The organism is Streptomyces sp. NPDC044719, from assembly GCF_056433405.1.
Genome location: NZ_JBWKHE010000002.1, coordinates 389,572 through 404,795, shown reverse-complemented (window position 1 = coordinate 404,795; position 15,224 = coordinate 389,572). Strand labels below are relative to the sequence as shown.

At 71.5% G+C, this 15,224-nt stretch carries 13 protein-coding genes and 1 pseudogene; 10 read left to right on the top strand and 4 right to left on the bottom strand.

Features of this window, described 5'->3' with window-relative positions:
- Positions 1–119: 119 nt before the first annotated feature.
- The 6 genes from rhaI to AC07DF_RS08545 all read left to right on the top strand — a co-directional run bounded on the left by rhaI (position 120) and on the right by AC07DF_RS08545 (position 7,822).
- Complete coding sequence (gene rhaI / locus AC07DF_RS08570; RefSeq protein WP_478968270.1) at positions 120–1,280, top strand: L-rhamnose isomerase; 1,161 nt, start codon at positions 120–122, stop codon at positions 1,278–1,280.
- A gap of 109 nt (positions 1,281–1,389) precedes the next feature.
- Positions 1,390–3,429 (top strand): bifunctional aldolase/short-chain dehydrogenase, encoded by a 2,040-nt coding sequence (locus tag AC07DF_RS08565; RefSeq protein ID WP_478968268.1) that lies wholly within the window; start codon positions 1,390–1,392, stop codon positions 3,427–3,429.
- Positions 3,426–4,874 (top strand): rhamnulokinase, encoded by a 1,449-nt coding sequence (locus AC07DF_RS08560; protein ID WP_478968266.1) that lies wholly within the window; start codon positions 3,426–3,428, stop codon positions 4,872–4,874. Before AC07DF_RS08565 ends, AC07DF_RS08560 begins: the two co-directional genes overlap by 4 nt.
- 70 nt (positions 4,875–4,944) lie before the next feature.
- Positions 4,945–5,700 carry a (Fe-S)-binding protein gene (locus AC07DF_RS08555; RefSeq protein ID WP_478968264.1) on the top strand — a complete coding sequence of 252 codons (756 nt, stop codon included), beginning with the start codon at positions 4,945–4,947 and terminating at the stop codon, positions 5,698–5,700.
- A complete protein-coding gene (locus tag AC07DF_RS08550) occupies positions 5,697–7,175 on the top strand; it encodes a LutB/LldF family L-lactate oxidation iron-sulfur protein (RefSeq protein ID WP_478968262.1) in 1,479 nt (492 codons plus the stop codon). The genes AC07DF_RS08555 and AC07DF_RS08550 overlap by 4 nt, the downstream gene beginning before the upstream one ends.
- A complete protein-coding gene (locus tag AC07DF_RS08545) occupies positions 7,172–7,822 on the top strand; it encodes a LutC/YkgG family protein (RefSeq protein ID WP_478968260.1) in 651 nt (216 codons plus the stop codon). Before AC07DF_RS08550 ends, AC07DF_RS08545 begins: the two co-directional genes overlap by 4 nt.
- Here the strand turns inward: AC07DF_RS08545 and AC07DF_RS08540 are convergent.
- A pseudogene (locus tag AC07DF_RS08540) lies at positions 7,798–7,884 on the bottom strand (oxidoreductase); the annotation flags it as partial. The gene AC07DF_RS08545 and the pseudogene AC07DF_RS08540 sit on opposite strands and share 25 nt — an antisense overlap.
- 143 nt (positions 7,885–8,027) lie before the next feature.
- Between AC07DF_RS08540 and AC07DF_RS08535 the strand changes: the two are divergent.
- The 4 genes from AC07DF_RS08535 (at position 8,028) to AC07DF_RS08520 (ending at position 12,739) form a co-directional block, all read left to right on the top strand.
- Positions 8,028–8,813 carry an ABC transporter ATP-binding protein gene (locus tag AC07DF_RS08535; protein ID WP_478968258.1) on the top strand — a complete coding sequence of 262 codons (786 nt, stop codon included), beginning with the start codon at positions 8,028–8,030 and terminating at the stop codon, positions 8,811–8,813.
- Positions 8,814–8,816: 3 nt separating this feature from the next.
- Positions 8,817–10,127, top strand: a complete 1,311-nt coding sequence (locus AC07DF_RS08530; RefSeq protein ID WP_478968256.1) for an FtsX-like permease family protein — start codon at positions 8,817–8,819, stop codon at positions 10,125–10,127.
- A 390-nt stretch (positions 10,128–10,517) separates the two neighbouring features.
- Positions 10,518–11,375, top strand: a complete 858-nt coding sequence (locus AC07DF_RS08525; RefSeq protein ID WP_478969460.1) for an AAA family ATPase — start codon at positions 10,518–10,520, stop codon at positions 11,373–11,375.
- The gene (locus AC07DF_RS08520) at positions 11,372–12,739 is read left to right on the top strand and encodes a vWA domain-containing protein (protein ID WP_478968254.1); all 1,368 of its coding nucleotides are present in this window, start codon (positions 11,372–11,374) and stop codon (positions 12,737–12,739) included. The genes AC07DF_RS08525 and AC07DF_RS08520 overlap by 4 nt, the downstream gene beginning before the upstream one ends.
- Positions 12,740–12,958: 219 nt before the next feature.
- On the opposite strand, the gene AC07DF_RS08515 is transcribed toward AC07DF_RS08520, so the two are convergent.
- The 3 genes from AC07DF_RS08515 to AC07DF_RS08505 all read right to left on the bottom strand — a co-directional run bounded on the left by AC07DF_RS08515 (position 12,959) and on the right by AC07DF_RS08505 (position 15,114).
- Positions 12,959–13,318, bottom strand: coding sequence for a cupin domain-containing protein (locus AC07DF_RS08515; protein ID WP_478968251.1), 360 nt, complete (start codon positions 13,316–13,318; stop codon positions 12,959–12,961).
- Positions 13,319–13,459: 141 nt separating this feature from the next.
- A complete protein-coding gene (locus AC07DF_RS08510; RefSeq protein ID WP_478968249.1) occupies positions 13,460–14,437 on the bottom strand; it encodes a pyridoxal-phosphate dependent enzyme in 978 nt (325 codons plus the stop codon).
- Positions 14,434–15,114: a helix-turn-helix transcriptional regulator gene (locus tag AC07DF_RS08505; RefSeq protein ID WP_478968247.1), complete on the bottom strand. Its 681-nt coding sequence runs from the start codon at positions 15,112–15,114 to the stop codon at positions 14,434–14,436. The genes AC07DF_RS08510 and AC07DF_RS08505 overlap by 4 nt, the downstream gene beginning before the upstream one ends.
- Between the last annotated feature and the right edge of the window lie 110 nt (positions 15,115–15,224).

The following is a 15,224-nucleotide window of genomic DNA, read 5'->3' as shown; positions in this document are numbered from 1 at the left end:
CGGTCACGGGAAACCGTGTGAGCCAGAGGGGTTGACACCCCTTCGGGGGGCCCATAGCTTCGCGTCCTGAATCGTTTCATTCGGTGGTCGCTACGACCCGATGCCACAGGAGCCCTGACGTGACCGAGCTCGCCGCGGCGAAGACCGCTCTCAAGACCCAGGCCGTCGAGACGCCGTCGTGGGCGTACGGGAACTCGGGCACCCGGTTCAAGGTGTTCGCGCAGGCGGGCGTGCCGCGTGATCCGTACGAGAAGCTGGACGACGCGGCGAAGGTGCACGAGTTCACCGGGGTCGCCCCGACGGTGGCCCTGCACATTCCGTGGGACAAGGTCGACGACTACGCGGCACTGGCGAAGCACGCGGAGCGGCGTGGTGTGCGGCTCGGCGCGATCAACTCCAACACCTTCCAGGACGACGACTACAAGCTCGGGAGCATCTGCCATCCGGACGCGGCGGTGCGCCGGAAGGCCGTGGATCATCTGCTGGAGTGCGTCGACATCATGGACGCGACCGGGTCGACGGACCTGAAGCTGTGGTTCGCCGACGGGACGAACTATCCCGGGCAGGACGACATCCGGGGGCGGCAGGACCGGCTGGCCGAGGGGCTCGCGGAGGTCTACGAGCGGCTGGGCGAGGGGCAGCGGATGCTGCTGGAGTACAAGTTCTTCGAGCCGGCGTTCTACACGACGGATGTGCCGGACTGGGGGACGGCGTACGCCCACTGTCTGAAGCTCGGGCCGAAGGCGCAGGTCGTGGTCGACACGGGGCATCACGCGCCGGGGACCAATATCGAGTTCATCGTGGCGACGCTGTTGCGTGAGGGGAAGCTCGGAGGGTTCGACTTCAACTCGCGGTTCTACGCGGACGACGACCTGATGGTGGGGGCGGCGGATCCGTTCCAGCTGTTCCGGATCATGTACGAGGTGATTCGGGGTGGGGGGTTCGCTCCTGAGGTCGCGTTCATGCTCGATCAGTGTCACAACATCGAGGCGAAGATCCCGGCGATCATTCGGTCGGTGATGAATGTGCAGGAGGCCACGGCGAAGGCGTTGCTGGTCGACGGGGATGCGCTGGGTGCGGCGCAGGCGGCCGGGGATGTTCTCGAGGCCAATGCCGTGGTGATGGACGCGTACAACACGGATGTGCGGCCGTTGCTGCGCGAGGTGCGGGAGGAACTGGGGCTGGACCCCGACCCTGTTTCGGCGTACCGGCGTTCGGGGTGGGCCGAGAAGATCGTTGCCGAGCGGGTTGGGGGGGAGCAGGCCGGCTGGGGTGCGTGAGCGTCTGCCGGGTTCTGTCTGACTCGGGCTGCGGGCCGGTAGTGGCTGGTCGCGCAGTTCCCCGCGCCCCTGAGGGCATCACCTCACTCTCTTCTGAAAAGGAACTGGCATGGCAACCCATCCCGAAGCTGCCGCTCTGCTCGCTCGTTCGCATCGGCTCGGGGCCGATCCGCGCAACACCAACTACGCCGGGGGCAACGCCTCCGCCAAGGGCACCGAGATCGATCCCGTCACAGGGGGTGATGTGGAGCTGATGTGGGTCAAGGGGTCCGGCGGAGACCTCGGGACACTCACCGAGGCAGGGCTGGCCGTGCTGCGGCTGGATCGGATGCGGGCGCTCGTCGATGTGTATCCGGGGGTGGAGCGCGAGGACGAGATGGTCGCCGCGTTCGACTACTGCCTGCACGGGAAGGGCGGGGCGGCTCCCTCCATCGACACCGCCATGCACGGGCTGGTCGAGGCCGCTCATGTCGATCATCTGCACCCGGACTCCGGCATCGCGCTCGCCTGTGCCGCCGACGGCGAAAAGCTGACCGCCGAGTGTTTCGGGGACAGTGTGGTGTGGGTGCCGTGGCGACGGCCCGGGTTCCAGCTGGGGCTGGACATCGCCGCCGTGAAGGAGGCCAATCCGCAGGCCGTCGGGTGCGTTCTCGGCGGGCACGGGATCACGGCCTGGGGTGACACGTCCGAGGAGTGCGAGCGGAACTCGCTGCACATCATCCGGACCGCCGAGAAGTTCCTCGCCGAGCGCGGGAAGGCCGAGCCGTTCGGGCCGGTGATCGAGGGGTATGCCGCGCTGAGTGCCGGTGAGCGCCGGGAGCGGGCCGCCGCGCTCGCGCCGTACGTGCGCGCCCTCGCCTCCCAGGACCGCCCTCAGGTCGGGCACTTCAACGACTCCGAGGCCGTCCTCGACTTCCTCGCGAGCGCCGAGCATCCGCGGCTGGCCGCGCTGGGCACCTCCTGCCCGGACCACTTCCTGCGGACCAAGGTCCGGCCGCTGGTACTGGACCTGCCGCCGAGCACCCCGCTCGACGAGGCCGTCGCCCGGCTCAAGGAGCTGCACGCCGAGTACCGCGAGGAGTACGCCGCCTACTACCAGCGGCACGCCCTGCCCGACTCCCCCGCCATGCGGGGCGCCGACCCGGCGATCGTGCTGATCCCGGGCGTGGGCATGTTCAGCTTCGGCAAGGACAAGCAGACCGCCCGGGTGGCCGGGGAGTTCTACGTCAACGCCATCAATGTGATGCGCGGGGCGGAGGCTGTCTCCACATACGCGCCCATCGAGGAGTCGGAGAAGTTCCGTATCGAGTACTGGGCGCTGGAGGAGGCCAAGCTCCAGCGGATGCCCAAGCCCAAGGCGCTCGCGACGCGGGTCGCGCTCGTCACCGGTGCCGGCAGCGGGATCGGGAAGGCCATCGCGCACCGGCTCGTGGCCGAGGGGGCGTGTGTCGTCGTCGCGGACCTCAACGGCGAGAACGCCCAGGCCGTCGCCGAGGAGCTGGGCGGAGCCGACAAGGCCGTCGCGGTGACGGTCGACGTCACGTCCGAGGAGCAGATCGCCGAGGCGTTCCGGGCGGCCGTGCTGGCCTTCGGCGGAGTCGATCTCGTCGTCAACAACGCGGGGATCTCGATCTCCAAGCCGCTGCTGGAGACCTCCGCCAAGGACTGGGATCTGCAGCACGACATCATGGCGCGCGGTTCCTTCCTGGTGTCGCGGGAAGCGGCGCGGGTGATGATCGCGCAGGGGCTCGGGGGCGACATCGTCTACATCGCCTCGAAGAACGCCGTGTTCGCCGGGCCCAACAACATCGCCTACTCGGCCACCAAGGCGGACCAGGCCCACCAGGTGCGGCTGCTCGCCGCCGAGCTCGGCGAGCACGGGGTCCGGGTCAACGGGATCAACCCCGACGGTGTGGTGCGCGGGTCCGGGATCTTCGCCGGGGGGTGGGGGGCCAAGCGGGCCGCCGTGTACGGGGTCGAGGAGGACAAGCTGGGTGAGTTCTACGCGCAGCGGACCATCCTCAAGCGGGAGGTGCTCCCCGAGCATGTCGCGAACGCGGTCTTCGCCCTCACCGGCGGCGACCTGACCCACACCACCGGACTGCACATCCCGGTCGACGCCGGCGTCGCGGCCGCCTTCCTGCGATGAGCGCGGCCGTGAAGTCGTACGCCGCGGTCGACCTCGGCGCGTCCAGCGGGCGCGTCATGGTCGGCCGTGTCGGCCCGGACGCGCTGGAGCTCAGCGAGGCCCACCGCTTCCCCAACCGGCCGGTGCGGGTGCCCGAGGGGCTGCGCTGGGACGTGCTGGGGCTCTACGCGGGGGTGCTGGACGGGCTGAAGGCGGCCGGACGGGTCGACTCGGTCGGCATCGACAGCTGGGCCGTCGACTACGGCCTGCTGGACGCCGACGGGGCGCTGCTCGGCAACCCGGTGCACTACCGCGACAGCCGTACCGAGGGCGTCGCGGAGAAGGTGTGGGCTACCGTGCCCGCCGAGGAGCTGTACGCGGCGACGGGGCTCCAGTACGCGCCCTTCAACACTCTGTACCAGCTGACCGCCGCCCGTTCCACGGCCCAGCTCGGCCGGGCCCGGCGGCTGTTGCTGATGCCGGACCTGCTGACGTACTGGCTGACCGGTGAGCAGGGCACGGAGCTGACCAACGCCTCGACGACCCAGCTGATCGATCCGCGCACCCGGGACTGGGCGCATGGGGTCGCGGAGCGGCTGGGCATCGATCTCGCGCTGTTCGCGCCGCTGCGGCAGCCCGGGGACGCTGCCGGTGTGCTGCGGCCGGAGGTGCTGGAGGAGACCGGGCTGACCGGTCCCGTGCCGGTGACGGCCGTCGGGTCGCACGACACCGCGTCGGCGGTCGCCGCCGTACCGGCATCGGGCGAACGGTTCGCGTACATCTGCACCGGCACCTGGTCCCTCTCCGGTCTGGAGCTGGACGCTCCGGTGCTGACCGAGGAGAGCCGGGCGGCCAACTTCACCAACGAGCTCGGGCTGGACGGCACGGTCCGCTACCTGCGCAACATCATGGGGCTGTGGCTGCTCCAGGAGTGCGTGCGGGCCTGGGGCGAGACGGATCTGGGCGCGCTGCTGCTGGACGCCTCCAAGGTGCCGGCGCTGCGGTCGGTCGTCGATGCCGGTGACGCCGCGTTTCTCGCGCCGGGGCGGATGCCCGGGCGGATCGCCGAGGCGTGCCGCGCCTCGGGGCAGCCGGTGCCCGAGTCACCGGCCGAGGTGACGCGCTGCATCCTCGACTCCCTCGCCCTCGCCCACCGCAAGGCCGTCCAGGACGCGCAGCGGCTCGCCGGGCATCCGGTCGACGTGGTGCACGTGGTGGGCGGGGGTACGCGCAACGCGCTGCTGTGCCAGCTGACCGCCGACGCCTGCGGGCTGCCGGTGGTCGCAGGGCCGACCGAGGCCGCCGCCCTGGGGAACGTGCTCGTGCAGGCGCGGGCGCACGGTCTGGTCGGTGACCTCGAAGGGATGCGGCGGCTGCTCGTCCGTACGCAGCCGCTCACCCGGTACGAGCCGCACGGCGGGACCGAGCGGTGGCGCGCCGCGCAGGACCGGCTCGCCGGGGACTGACGGGGTCTCCCCCGGATCTTGTCCCCCCACTACGCTTCACTCATCCGATGATCGACCACAAGGAGCCGCGATGCGTGTCGCCCTGTTCCTGACCTGCGTCAACGACACGCTGTATCCGGACACCGGTCGCGCCGTGGTGAAACTGCTGACCAGACTGGGCGTCGACGTCGACTTCCCGATGGCGCAGACCTGCTGCGGGCAGGCGCACTACAACACCGGATACCGTCACGAGGCCGAGCCGCTCGCCCGGCATTTCTCCGATGTCTTCGGTGAGTACGAGGCGATCGTGACGCCGTCCGGGTCGTGCGGGGCGATGGTGCGGGAGCTGTATCCGCGGATGGGTGAGCGGGCCCGGGCCGAGGGGCGCGGGGACACCCTCGCGGCCACGCTGGCGCCGGTGGTGCCGAAGACGTACGAGCTCACGGAGTTCCTGGTGGACGTGCTGGGCGTGACGGACGTCGGGGCGTACTACCCGCACAAGGTGACGTACCACCCGACCTGTCACGGGCTGCGCGGACTCGGGCTCGGCGACCGGCCGCGGCGGCTGCTCCAGGCCGTGAAGGGACTGGAGCTCGCCGAGCTACCGGGGGCCGACGAGTGCTGCGGGTTCGGCGGCACCTTCGCGCTGAAGAACTCCGATGTCTCGGCGGCGATGGGCACCGACAAGGTGCGCAACGCCGAGTCGACGGGCGCCGAGGTGCTGTGCGCGGCCGACAACTCCTGTCTGATGCACATCGGCGGCACGATGACCCGGCTGCGGACCGGCATGCGGCCGGTGCACATCGCGGAGATCCTGGCGAGCACGGAGGAGGAACCGGCCGTATGAGCGGGACGTATCTCGGCATGCCGGCGTTTCCCGAGGCCGCGCGGGAGGCCCTGGGCGACGAGACCCTGCGCGGCAATCTGCGGCATGCCACGCACACCATCCGCGCCAAGCGGGCGAAGGCCGTGACGGAGGTGTCCGACTGGGCCGAGCTGCGCGAGGCGGGCAAGCGGATCAAGGACCACACGCTGCGCCATCTCGACCGGTACCTGGAGCAGTTGGAGGAGTCGGTCACGGCGGCGGGCGGCGTCGTCCACTGGGCCGCCGACGCGGACGAGGCCAACGAGATCGTCACGCAGCTCGTGAAGATGACCGGCGAGTCGGAGGTCGTCAAGGTCAAGTCGATGGCCACGCAGGAGATCGGGCTCAACGAGGCGCTGGAGGCCGAGGGCATCCACGCCTACGAGACCGATCTCGCCGAGCTGATCGTGCAGTTGGGCAAGGACCGGCCCTCGCACATCCTCGTCCCGGCCATCCACCGCAACCGGGGCGAGATCCGGGACATCTTCCGCTCCGAGATGAGCGAGTGGGGCCGCCCGGCCCCCGAGGGCCTCACCGACACGCCCGCCGAACTCGCCGAGGCGGCCCGGCTGCACCTGCGGGAGAAGTTCCTGCGCGCCAAGGTCGGCATCTCCGGCGCCAACTTCATGGTCGCCGAGACGGGCACCCTGGTGGTCGTGGAGTCGGAGGGCAACGGCCGGATGTGCCTGACCCTGCCGGAGACGCTGATCTCGGTCGTCGGCATCGAGAAGATCGTGCCCACGTGGCGGGACCTGGAGGTGTTCCTCCAGACTCTCCCCCGCTCGTCGACAGCCGAGCGCATGAACCCCTACACCTCGACGTGGACCGGCACGACGGACCAGGACGGGCCCGGCACGTTCCATCTCGTGCTGCTGGACAACGGCCGCACCGACACCCTCGCCGACGAGGTCGGCCGGCAGGCGCTGCGCTGCATCCGCTGCTCGGCGTGCCTCAACGTCTGCCCGGTGTACGAGCGAGCCGGCGGCCACGCCTACGGCTCGGTGTACCCGGGTCCGATCGGCGCGATCCTCAGCCCTCAACTCCGGGGTACGGCCAGCGAGATCGACGCCTCGCTGCCGTACGCGTCCTCGCTGTGCGGGGCGTGCTACGAGGTGTGCCCGGTCGCCATCGACATCCCTGAGGTGCTGGTGCATCTGCGGGAGCGGGTCGTGGAGGGCGGGGAGGTCACCCGCGAGGGCAACAAGGTGGTGCTGCGGCCCGCGAAGGGGCATGCCGCCGAGCGGGCGGCGATGCGGGCGGCCCGCTGGGCGTTCACGCATCCGGGCGTGCTGCGCGGCGGCCAGCGCGCCGCGTCCCGGACCCGCCGTTTCCATCCCCGTACGCTGCCGGGGCCCGGCCGGGCCTGGAGCGGGACCCGGGATCTGCCGCCGGTGCCGGCCGAGCCGTTCCGGGACTGGTGGCAGCGCACACGTGGTGGGAAGGACGGGGTCAAGTGAACAGCAGGGAGCGGATCCTGGGCCGGGTGCGGCGCGCGCTGGCGGACGTGCCGGCCGACGAGGCGCCGATCGCGCGGGACTATCTGCGCGAGCACGGGCAGCGGACCGTCGGGGAGACGGTGGATCTGCTCGCCGAGAACCTGGCGGACTACCGGGCGGTCGTGCATCGCTGCACGGACGACGAGTTGCCGGACGTGCTCATGCGGCTCCTGGCGGAACGGGGCGCGCGATCCGTGCTGGTGCCTCCCGAACTGCCGCCGCACTGGCTCAAGGCGGTCGACGTGACACGCGTCCACGACCGGGCCGTGAGCACGCCGCACGAACTCGACCGGGTCGACAGTGTCGTCACCGGGTGTGCCGTCGCCATCGCCGAGACCGGCACGATCGTCCTCGACGGCTCGCCCGACCAAGGGCGGCGCCGGATCACCCTCGTCCCGGACCACCACATCTGCGTGGTCCGCGTCCCCGGGCAGGTCGTGTCGTCGGTGCCGCAGGGCCTCGAACGCCTCGACCCGGCACGCCCGTTGACGTGGATCTCAGGGCCGTCGGCGACCAGTGACATCGAGCTGGACCGGGTCGAGGGGGTGCACGGGCCGCGCACGCTGGAGGTGGTGCTGGTCGGTCAGGGCAGGACCGAGTCGACGTAGCCGCCGTCGACGCGCAGGGCGCCACCCGTGGTCGCCGAGGCCTGGTCGGATGCGAGGCAGACGTTCGGTGCTGGTGTGATCGGGTGCCCCCGGGGTGTCGCTGAGTACACCCCCCGATACGGGCTCTGCGGCCAGTGTGGTCACGTCGCCTTCTGCGTAGCGTCGAGGACGAGACACAGGGCGTGTCGGACGAAGGGGGACGACGATGGTGCGTACCGGTCCACGACAGGACCAGGGCCCGAGGCCCGCGGCCGAGGCGCTGCGGCTGGTCAAGGTCACCAAGACGTACGGGAGCGCCGACAGCGCCGTGACCGCCCTGGACGGTGTGACGCTCGGTCTGGGGCGTGGCACGTTCACGGCGGTGATGGGGCCGTCCGGTTCCGGCAAGTCGACGCTGCTGCAGTGCGCGGCGGGGCTGGACCGGCCCGACAGCGGGATCGTGCAGGTCGACGGCACGGAGCTGACGGGCGGCGGGGAGGCCGAGCTGACGAGGTTCCGCCGCGGCCGGATCGGGTTCGTGTTCCAGCAGTACAACCTGCTGGAGACGCTGACGGTCGCTCAGAACACTGTGCTGCCGCTGAAGCTGGCCGGGCGGCGGGTGGACCGGCGGCGGGTCCGCGAGGTGCTGACGGCGGTGGGACTGGGTGACCGGCTGGGGCACCGGCCCGATCAGTTGTCGGGCGGTCAGCGCCAGCGGGTCGCGATCGCCCGGGCGCTCGTCACCGAACCGCGGGTGATCTTCGCGGACGAGCCAACGGGCGCGCTGGACACACGCAGCGCGCGGGACGTGCTGGAACTGCTCCGGCAGGCGGTGCGGGTGCACGGGCGGACCGTGGTGATGGTGACGCACGACCCGGTCGCCGCCTCCTACGCCGACTCCGTGCTGTTCCTGGCGGACGGCCGGCTCGCGGGCCGGATGGACGCGCCGACGGCGGACGCCGTCGCGGAGCGGCTGGCGCACCTGGGCGACGACGTGCGGGCGGGGGTGTGAGCCGTGTTCGTCCTCGCGATGCGGTCGATACGGCAGCGGCCCGGGCGGTTTCTCGCGACCCTGCTGTCCGCGTTCCTCGGCGCGGCGATCGTCATGACGTTCAACTCGATGCACGACACGGCCGGGCAGCCGGGCGTGGACCCGGTGAGCAAGGAGACCCTGTCCACCGCGGCGGGCGTGGTCGGCGGTTACGGCACCCTGCTGGTGTTCTTCGCGATCGCCTCGACGCTGACGGTGAACGTGCGTCAGCGGGCCGCGGAGATGGAGCTGTTGCGCTGCTCGGGGGCGACTCCGGCGCAGCTCAAGCGGATGGTCGTGGGTGAGGCGCTGGCCGTGGCCCTGGTGGGCGCGGCGCTGGCGATCGGCCCGGCGCTGCTCGGCGGCCGGGCGTTGCTGGAGGTGTTCCAGGACAGCGGTCAGGTCGCGCGGTCCGTCGAGTACTCCTTCGGTCCGGTGGCTTCGGCGTCGGGTGTCGGCATCACGCTGCTCGCCGCCGTGGGGGCCGCGTTCCTCGCCGTGCGGCGTGCGACGGGCGGGAGCCGGCAGCGGGGCGGCCGGGCGCGGACGGTCCTCGCCTACGCGGCTCTGGTGGCCGGTGCCGTCTCGGCGACCTCGACGTTCGTGTTCTCGGCGACGGACTCCGCGCTGATGGCGCCGCCGGCGTACGGGGCGATCCTGCTGTCCGTCGGGTGCGCGCTGCGGGCGCCGCGGCTGCTGGCGGTCGTGCTGGACCGGCTGCCGCTCGGCGGCGCGAGCGGCTGGCTGGCGGTGCGCAATCTGCGCGAGCGGGCCGGGCAGCTCGCCGGGATCCTGATGTCGCTGATCCTGTTCACGGCGGTCGCCTCCGCGACGCTGACCATGCAGGCGGTGGAGAGCGACGCCGTCGAGGCTTCGGGAACGGTCAAGTCGGTCGACGCGAAGAACCTCGAGACGCTCAACCTCACGGTCGTCGGGATCATCGTGGTCTTCGTGTGCGTCATGCTGGTCAACTCGCTCTACGCGGCGACCAGTTACCGGCTCCGGGAGTTCGGGCAGCAGCGCCTCGCGGGGGCCACTCCGGGGCAGGTGCTCGGGCTGGTGGGGGCTGAGGGGCTGATCCTGATGGTCACGGGCGTGTTCTTCGGCACGCTGGCGGCGCTGGCGGGGGTCGTCCCCTTCACCGTGGTGCGCACCGACGAGGTGGTGCCGGGCGAGTTCTTCGGCATCGGCACGGCGGTCGTCGCGGTCGCGGCGGTGGTGACGCTGGGCACGAGCCTGGCCACGGCCCGGCGGACGCTGCGCACACCGGCCGTCGGGGCGGTCGCGGTGGCGTGACGAACAGGACGGCCGAGAGGGGCGGTCGCTTCGGCGGCCGCCCCTTTTCCGGGTGCTTCGGCGGCCGCCCCCTCACCCGCGTGCCGGACGCGTTCAGCAACGCGGTCACGGTCGCCGTGGTCAGACCGTCCAGGGTCTCGATCGCACTCGCGACGAGACAGGGGCAGATCCTGGTAGGCGGCTTCGGCCGCAGCCTTCTCCAGTCGTTCGAAGACATCCAGAATCCCGCTCGCGCGGAGTGCCGGTCTCGCACAGCGCCTCCACTCCGACGGAGACGCCCTCGCGGTACCGATCGGTCTACCGCCTTCCGGCACCCGGAACCCCGTGACATCCTGGCTGAACAAGCGCTTAGATAGTGCTCTGATCCTCGCCGCTGACCTGGAGGCCCCGTTGTTCACATCCGTCGACGACGTCTCCGCACGTCTGGCCGGGACCGGGTATCTCGCCTCGCCCGCCGTCGCCACGACCGTCTTCCTCGCCGACCGGCTGGGCAAGCCGCTGCTGGTCGAGGGCCCGGCCGGGGTCGGCAAGACGGAGCTCGCCAAGGCCGTCGCCGAGGTCGCGGGCGCGCGGCTCGTGCGCCTCCAGTGCTACGAGGGGGTCGACGAGTCCCGGGCGCTGTACGAGTGGAACCACGCCAAGCAGCTCCTGCGCATCAGCGCGGGCCGCGACGAGTCGTGGGACGAGACGCGCACGGACATCTTCGGCGAGGAGTTCCTGCTCACCCGGCCGCTGCTGACCGCCATCCGGGGAAACGACCCGAAGGTGCTGCTGATCGACGAGACCGACAAGGCCGACGTCGAGGTGGAGGGTCTGCTCCTGGAGGTGCTCAGCGACTTCCAGGTGACCGTGCCCGAGCTGGGCACCATCTCGGCGACGCGCCGCCCCTTCGTCGTCCTGACCTCCAACGCGAGCCGGGAGCTGTCCGAGGCGCTGCGCCGTCGCTGCCTCTTCCTCCACATCGGCTTCCCGGACGAGGAGTTGGAGCGCCGGATCGTACGGCTGAAGGTGCCGGGGCTCGACGAGGCGCTGGCCCGTTCGGTGGTCCGGGTGGTGGGTGCGCTGCGGGCGATGGACCTGCACAAGGTGCCGTCGGTCGCCGAGACCATCGACTGGGCGCGCACCCTGCTCGCGCTGGGCGCCGGCACTCTGGACGAGACGGTCGTGCGGGCCACCCTGGGTGTGCTCCTCAAGCATCAGGAGGACGTCCTCAAGGCGAGCGCCAAGCTCGACCTGGACACGCTGTGACCACCACCCCGACGGGCCCGGGTGTCGCGGAGCGGCTGACGTCCCTGGTCGGGGCGTTGCGCGCGCACGGCATCCGGATCGGCACCGGCGAGACGGTCGACGCGGGGCAGGCGATCGTGGCGCTCGGCCTCGCCGACCGGGAGCTGCTGCGCGAGGGGCTGGCGGCGACGCTGCTGCACGGCGCCGGGCAACGGCAGGTGTTCGACCCGGTCTTCGACCTGTACTTCCCGCGGGGCGTCGGCGGCCCGGAGCGGAAGGCCGCCGGACGGGACGACCTGCGCGACCGGCTGGCAGCCGCGCTCGCCGCCGACGACCAGGCGATGCTGGGCCGGCTGGCGATCGAGGCGGTCGACGGTTTCGGGGGTTACGGCTCCTCGCCGGAGTCGGACGGCTGGTCGTCGTACCAGGCGCTCGAACGGCTGCGCCCGGGGACCCTGCTCGCTCGGGTCCGCGACAACGTGCGGGGGCAGGGCGGCAGTTCGGGGTTCGCCGACCGGCTGCTGGAGGACGAGATCCGGCGACGCATCGACGGTTTCCGCGCGTTGGTGGCCACGGAGGCGCGGCGCCGGGTGGCCGAGCGGCGCGACCGGGACGAGATCGCCCGGCGGGCGGTGGCCCCGACCGCCGAGCAGGTCGACTTCCTGTTCGCCGGGAAGGCCCGGCTGGCGGAGCTGCGCAGGGCGGTTCAGCCGCTCGCCCGCAAGCTCGCGACCCGGCTCGCGGCCCGGCGCCGCCGCGCCTCCCGGGGCACGATCGACCTGCGGCGAACCCTGCGCGGTTCGCTGTCGACGGGCGGGGTGCCGATGAAACCGGTGCTGCGCCGGCGCCGCCCGGCCCGCCCCGAACTGGTGCTGCTGTGCGATGTGTCGGGGTCGGTGTCCGGCTTCTCGGACTTCACGATGCTGCTGGTCCAGGCGCTGCACGACCAGTTCAGCAAGGTGCGGGTGTTCGCCTTCGTCAACCGGATCGACGAGGTGACCGCGCTCCTGCGGCACGGCACCGCGGACCCGGAGGGGCTCAGCGCCCGCATCGGGGCGGAGGCCGCCCTCACCGGATGGCACGACAGCAGCGACTACGGCACGGCGCTGGGCGAGTTCGCGGAGATCCACGGCGACGTGGTCGGTCCGCGCACGACCGTGTTCGTCCTCGGGGACGCCCGGACGAACCGGAGCGACCCGAATCTGCCCGCCGTACGGCGGATCGCCGAACGGGCGCGCCGTGTCTACTGGCTGAACCCCGAGCAGCGGTCCCTGTGGGGCACGGGCGATTCCGTCGCGCCGGTCTACGCCGAGCTGGTCGAGATGCACGAATGCCGCAATACCGGACAGCTCAGCGCCCTGGTGGCGCGGCTGCTGCCGGTGTGACCAAGGGCGTGATCAGACGACGGCGAGCTGCGGGTAGAGAGCGGCGGGGTCGGCCGCCGGCCCCGGGCGGTGGCATACACCTTCTTCGCACCCTGCTCGTACAGGGCCTCGAACAGCGCCCGGCCGATGCCTCGGCTGCCGCCGGTGACTCCACACGGGAAACCGATCGCCCCCCCCGGAGGGGATGTAAACCGATCGGTTTCCTCAGGGCTGGGGGCGCTACGCCGGCTTCGCGTACTCCCTCGCTGTCTGCCCCTGGAAGTCGTAGACCACGACCTGCTCGTCACCCACCACCCAGGCGTCGTGGCCCGGCGTGCACACGAAGACGTCGCCTGGACCGACCTCGCTCTCGCCGCCGTCGTCCATGAGGATGTGCATCCGGCCCTGGAGCATGAAGCAGTTGTGGTGCATCTGACAGGTCTCGGTACCGGCGAGCTGGGCCACGGACTCCGTCCAGCGCCAGCCGGGCTCGAAGGTCGCCACAGCGAAGTCGAGATCCGTCATGTGGACGGCTTCGAGGTGCCCACGGGGAAAATCACGCCGCTCGTCCGGCTTGTCGAGCGTCTTCACTTCCAACATGACGCGCTCCCTTCCGGCCGCGAAGCACCGCGGCCGGGGGCCGGTCTCCCCGGCGGCCCTGGACACCGCCGTCGGCGGCCGGCCTCCTACCCCTCAATCGTCCGCCCGTCCATCCGGGGCCGCCAGCAGAAGGACGCCCGCTCAGACCTCGTTTCCGCAGAGCGCGGCGAAGCGCCCGGCGTCGATGTTGCCGCCGGAGAGGATGACGCCGACGCGGTGCGGGAGACGGTCCGCGCGGCCGGCCAGCAGGGCGGCGAGCGGGGTGGCGCCACTGGGCTCGAGGACGATCTTCAGACGTTCGAAGGCGAACCGCATCGCGCCCCGGATCTCGTCGTCGGTCACCAGCGCGATCTCGTCGACGAGCCGCCGGTTGACGGAGAAGGTGAGTTCGCCCGGTGTGTGCAGGGCCTGTCCGTCGGCGATGGTGTGCGGCACCGGGATGCTGATGCGCCGTCCGGCCTCCAGCGAGCGCTTGGTGTCGTCCCCGGCCTCCGGTTCGACGCCGATCATCCGGATGTCCGGGTGCAGCCCCTTGGCCACCGTGGCGCTCCCGGCCATGAGCCCGCCACCCCCGACCGGTGCCACGATCGCCCCCAACTCCCCTGCTTCTTCGAGGAGTTCGAGCGCGGCCGTACCCTGGCCGGCCATGACGTGCGGATGCTCGTACGGCGGGATGAGGGTGAGCCCCCGCTCGGCGGCCAGGGCCTCGGCGATGGCCACGCGGTCGCCGGTGTAGCGGTCGTAGGTGACGATCTCGGCGCCGTATCCGGCGGCGGCCGCCCGCTTGGACGGCGGGGCGTCCTCCGGCATGACGATCACCGCGGTGGTGCCGAGCTCACGGGCGGCCAGGGCGACGGCCTGGGCGTGATTGCCGGAGGAGTAGGCGGCGATGCCCCGCGACAGCTGCTCGGGGGTGAGGCGGGAGGCGGCGTTGTAGGCGCCGCGGAACTTGAAGGCTCCGACGCGCTGGAGGTTCTCGCACTTGAGGTGGACCTCGGCACCGGCGAGCGCGTCGAGGGTGCGGGAGCGCAGCACCGGGGTGCGGTGGGCGACGCCCTTGAGCCGGGCGGCGGCGTCCCGGACGTCGTCGAGGGTGACCGGTGGGGTGGTGGTCGTCACGCGGATCCTCCGGTGGAAGTGTCGTGGGCGGCCCGGGCCTGGGAGAGGTAGTTGTAGGCGGAGGCGCGGGAGATGCCGAGCCGGGCGGCGACCTGCTCGACCGCGCCGCGCACGGCGAAGACACCGCGCGTGTCCAGCCCGCCGAACAGCTCCAGGCGCTCCGCGCGGTCCAGCTCCGCCCAGCTCCCCCGCTGCTTCGACTGGTGGACGTCGACGAGGGCGTCGACCACGGCGTCGATGTCGTTGCCGAAGGTGGTGGTCGGCAGCTCCGCCGGCTCGGGGCGGATTCCGGCGAGCGCGCCGAGCAGGCCGTGGACCTGGCTGACGGCACTGACGTCCACGTTGACGCAGAGCGCGCCGAACACGGTGGCCGTGGAGTCCCGCAGCACCATCGTGGAGGACTTCACCAGCGTCCCGTTCCGGGTGCGGGTCACGTAGTTCAGCTCGTCGGCCGCCTCGTCGCCCCGGGCGAGGACGCGCATGCCGATCTCGCTCATCGCACCGCCCACCGTCCGCCCGGTCACCGATCCGGCGACGGCGACCACCGACTTCTCCGGGTTCCGGTAGTCGTGCAGCACGACCTCGCAGACCGGCCCGAAGGTCGCGGCGATTCCTTCGACGACCGGTGTCAGCGCGGCGAGGATCGCATCCCGTTCCGCGGTCAGAGCCTCTCGCATGGATTTAGACTACGCGTCCAATGCTTGGATTTCCAGTCCAGACCCTCACCGCTTCAACAGTTGGCAATGGTTTTCACATGACTTCGGCCAGAACCCGCTCTTGACATTCA

Bases quoted from the DNA above. Each gene is read 5' to 3' on its own strand.
- AC07DF_RS08555 (WP_478968264.1), top strand. From the start codon at position 4,945: ATGCGTGTCGCCCTGTTCCTGACCTGCGTCAACGACACGCTGTATCCG.
- AC07DF_RS08535 (WP_478968258.1), top strand. From the start codon at position 8,028: ATGGTGCGTACCGGTCCACGACAGGACCAGGGCCCGAGGCCCGCGGCC.
- AC07DF_RS08505 (WP_478968247.1), bottom strand. From the start codon at position 15,114: ATGCGAGAGGCTCTGACCGCGGAACGGGATGCGATCCTCGCCGCGCTG.
- AC07DF_RS08550 (WP_478968262.1), top strand. From the start codon at position 5,697: ATGAGCGGGACGTATCTCGGCATGCCGGCGTTTCCCGAGGCCGCGCGG.
- AC07DF_RS08515 (WP_478968251.1), bottom strand. From the start codon at position 13,318: ATGTTGGAAGTGAAGACGCTCGACAAGCCGGACGAGCGGCGTGATTTT.
- AC07DF_RS08565 (WP_478968268.1), top strand. From the start codon at position 1,390: ATGGCAACCCATCCCGAAGCTGCCGCTCTGCTCGCTCGTTCGCATCGG.
- AC07DF_RS08560 (WP_478968266.1), top strand. From the start codon at position 3,426: ATGAGCGCGGCCGTGAAGTCGTACGCCGCGGTCGACCTCGGCGCGTCC.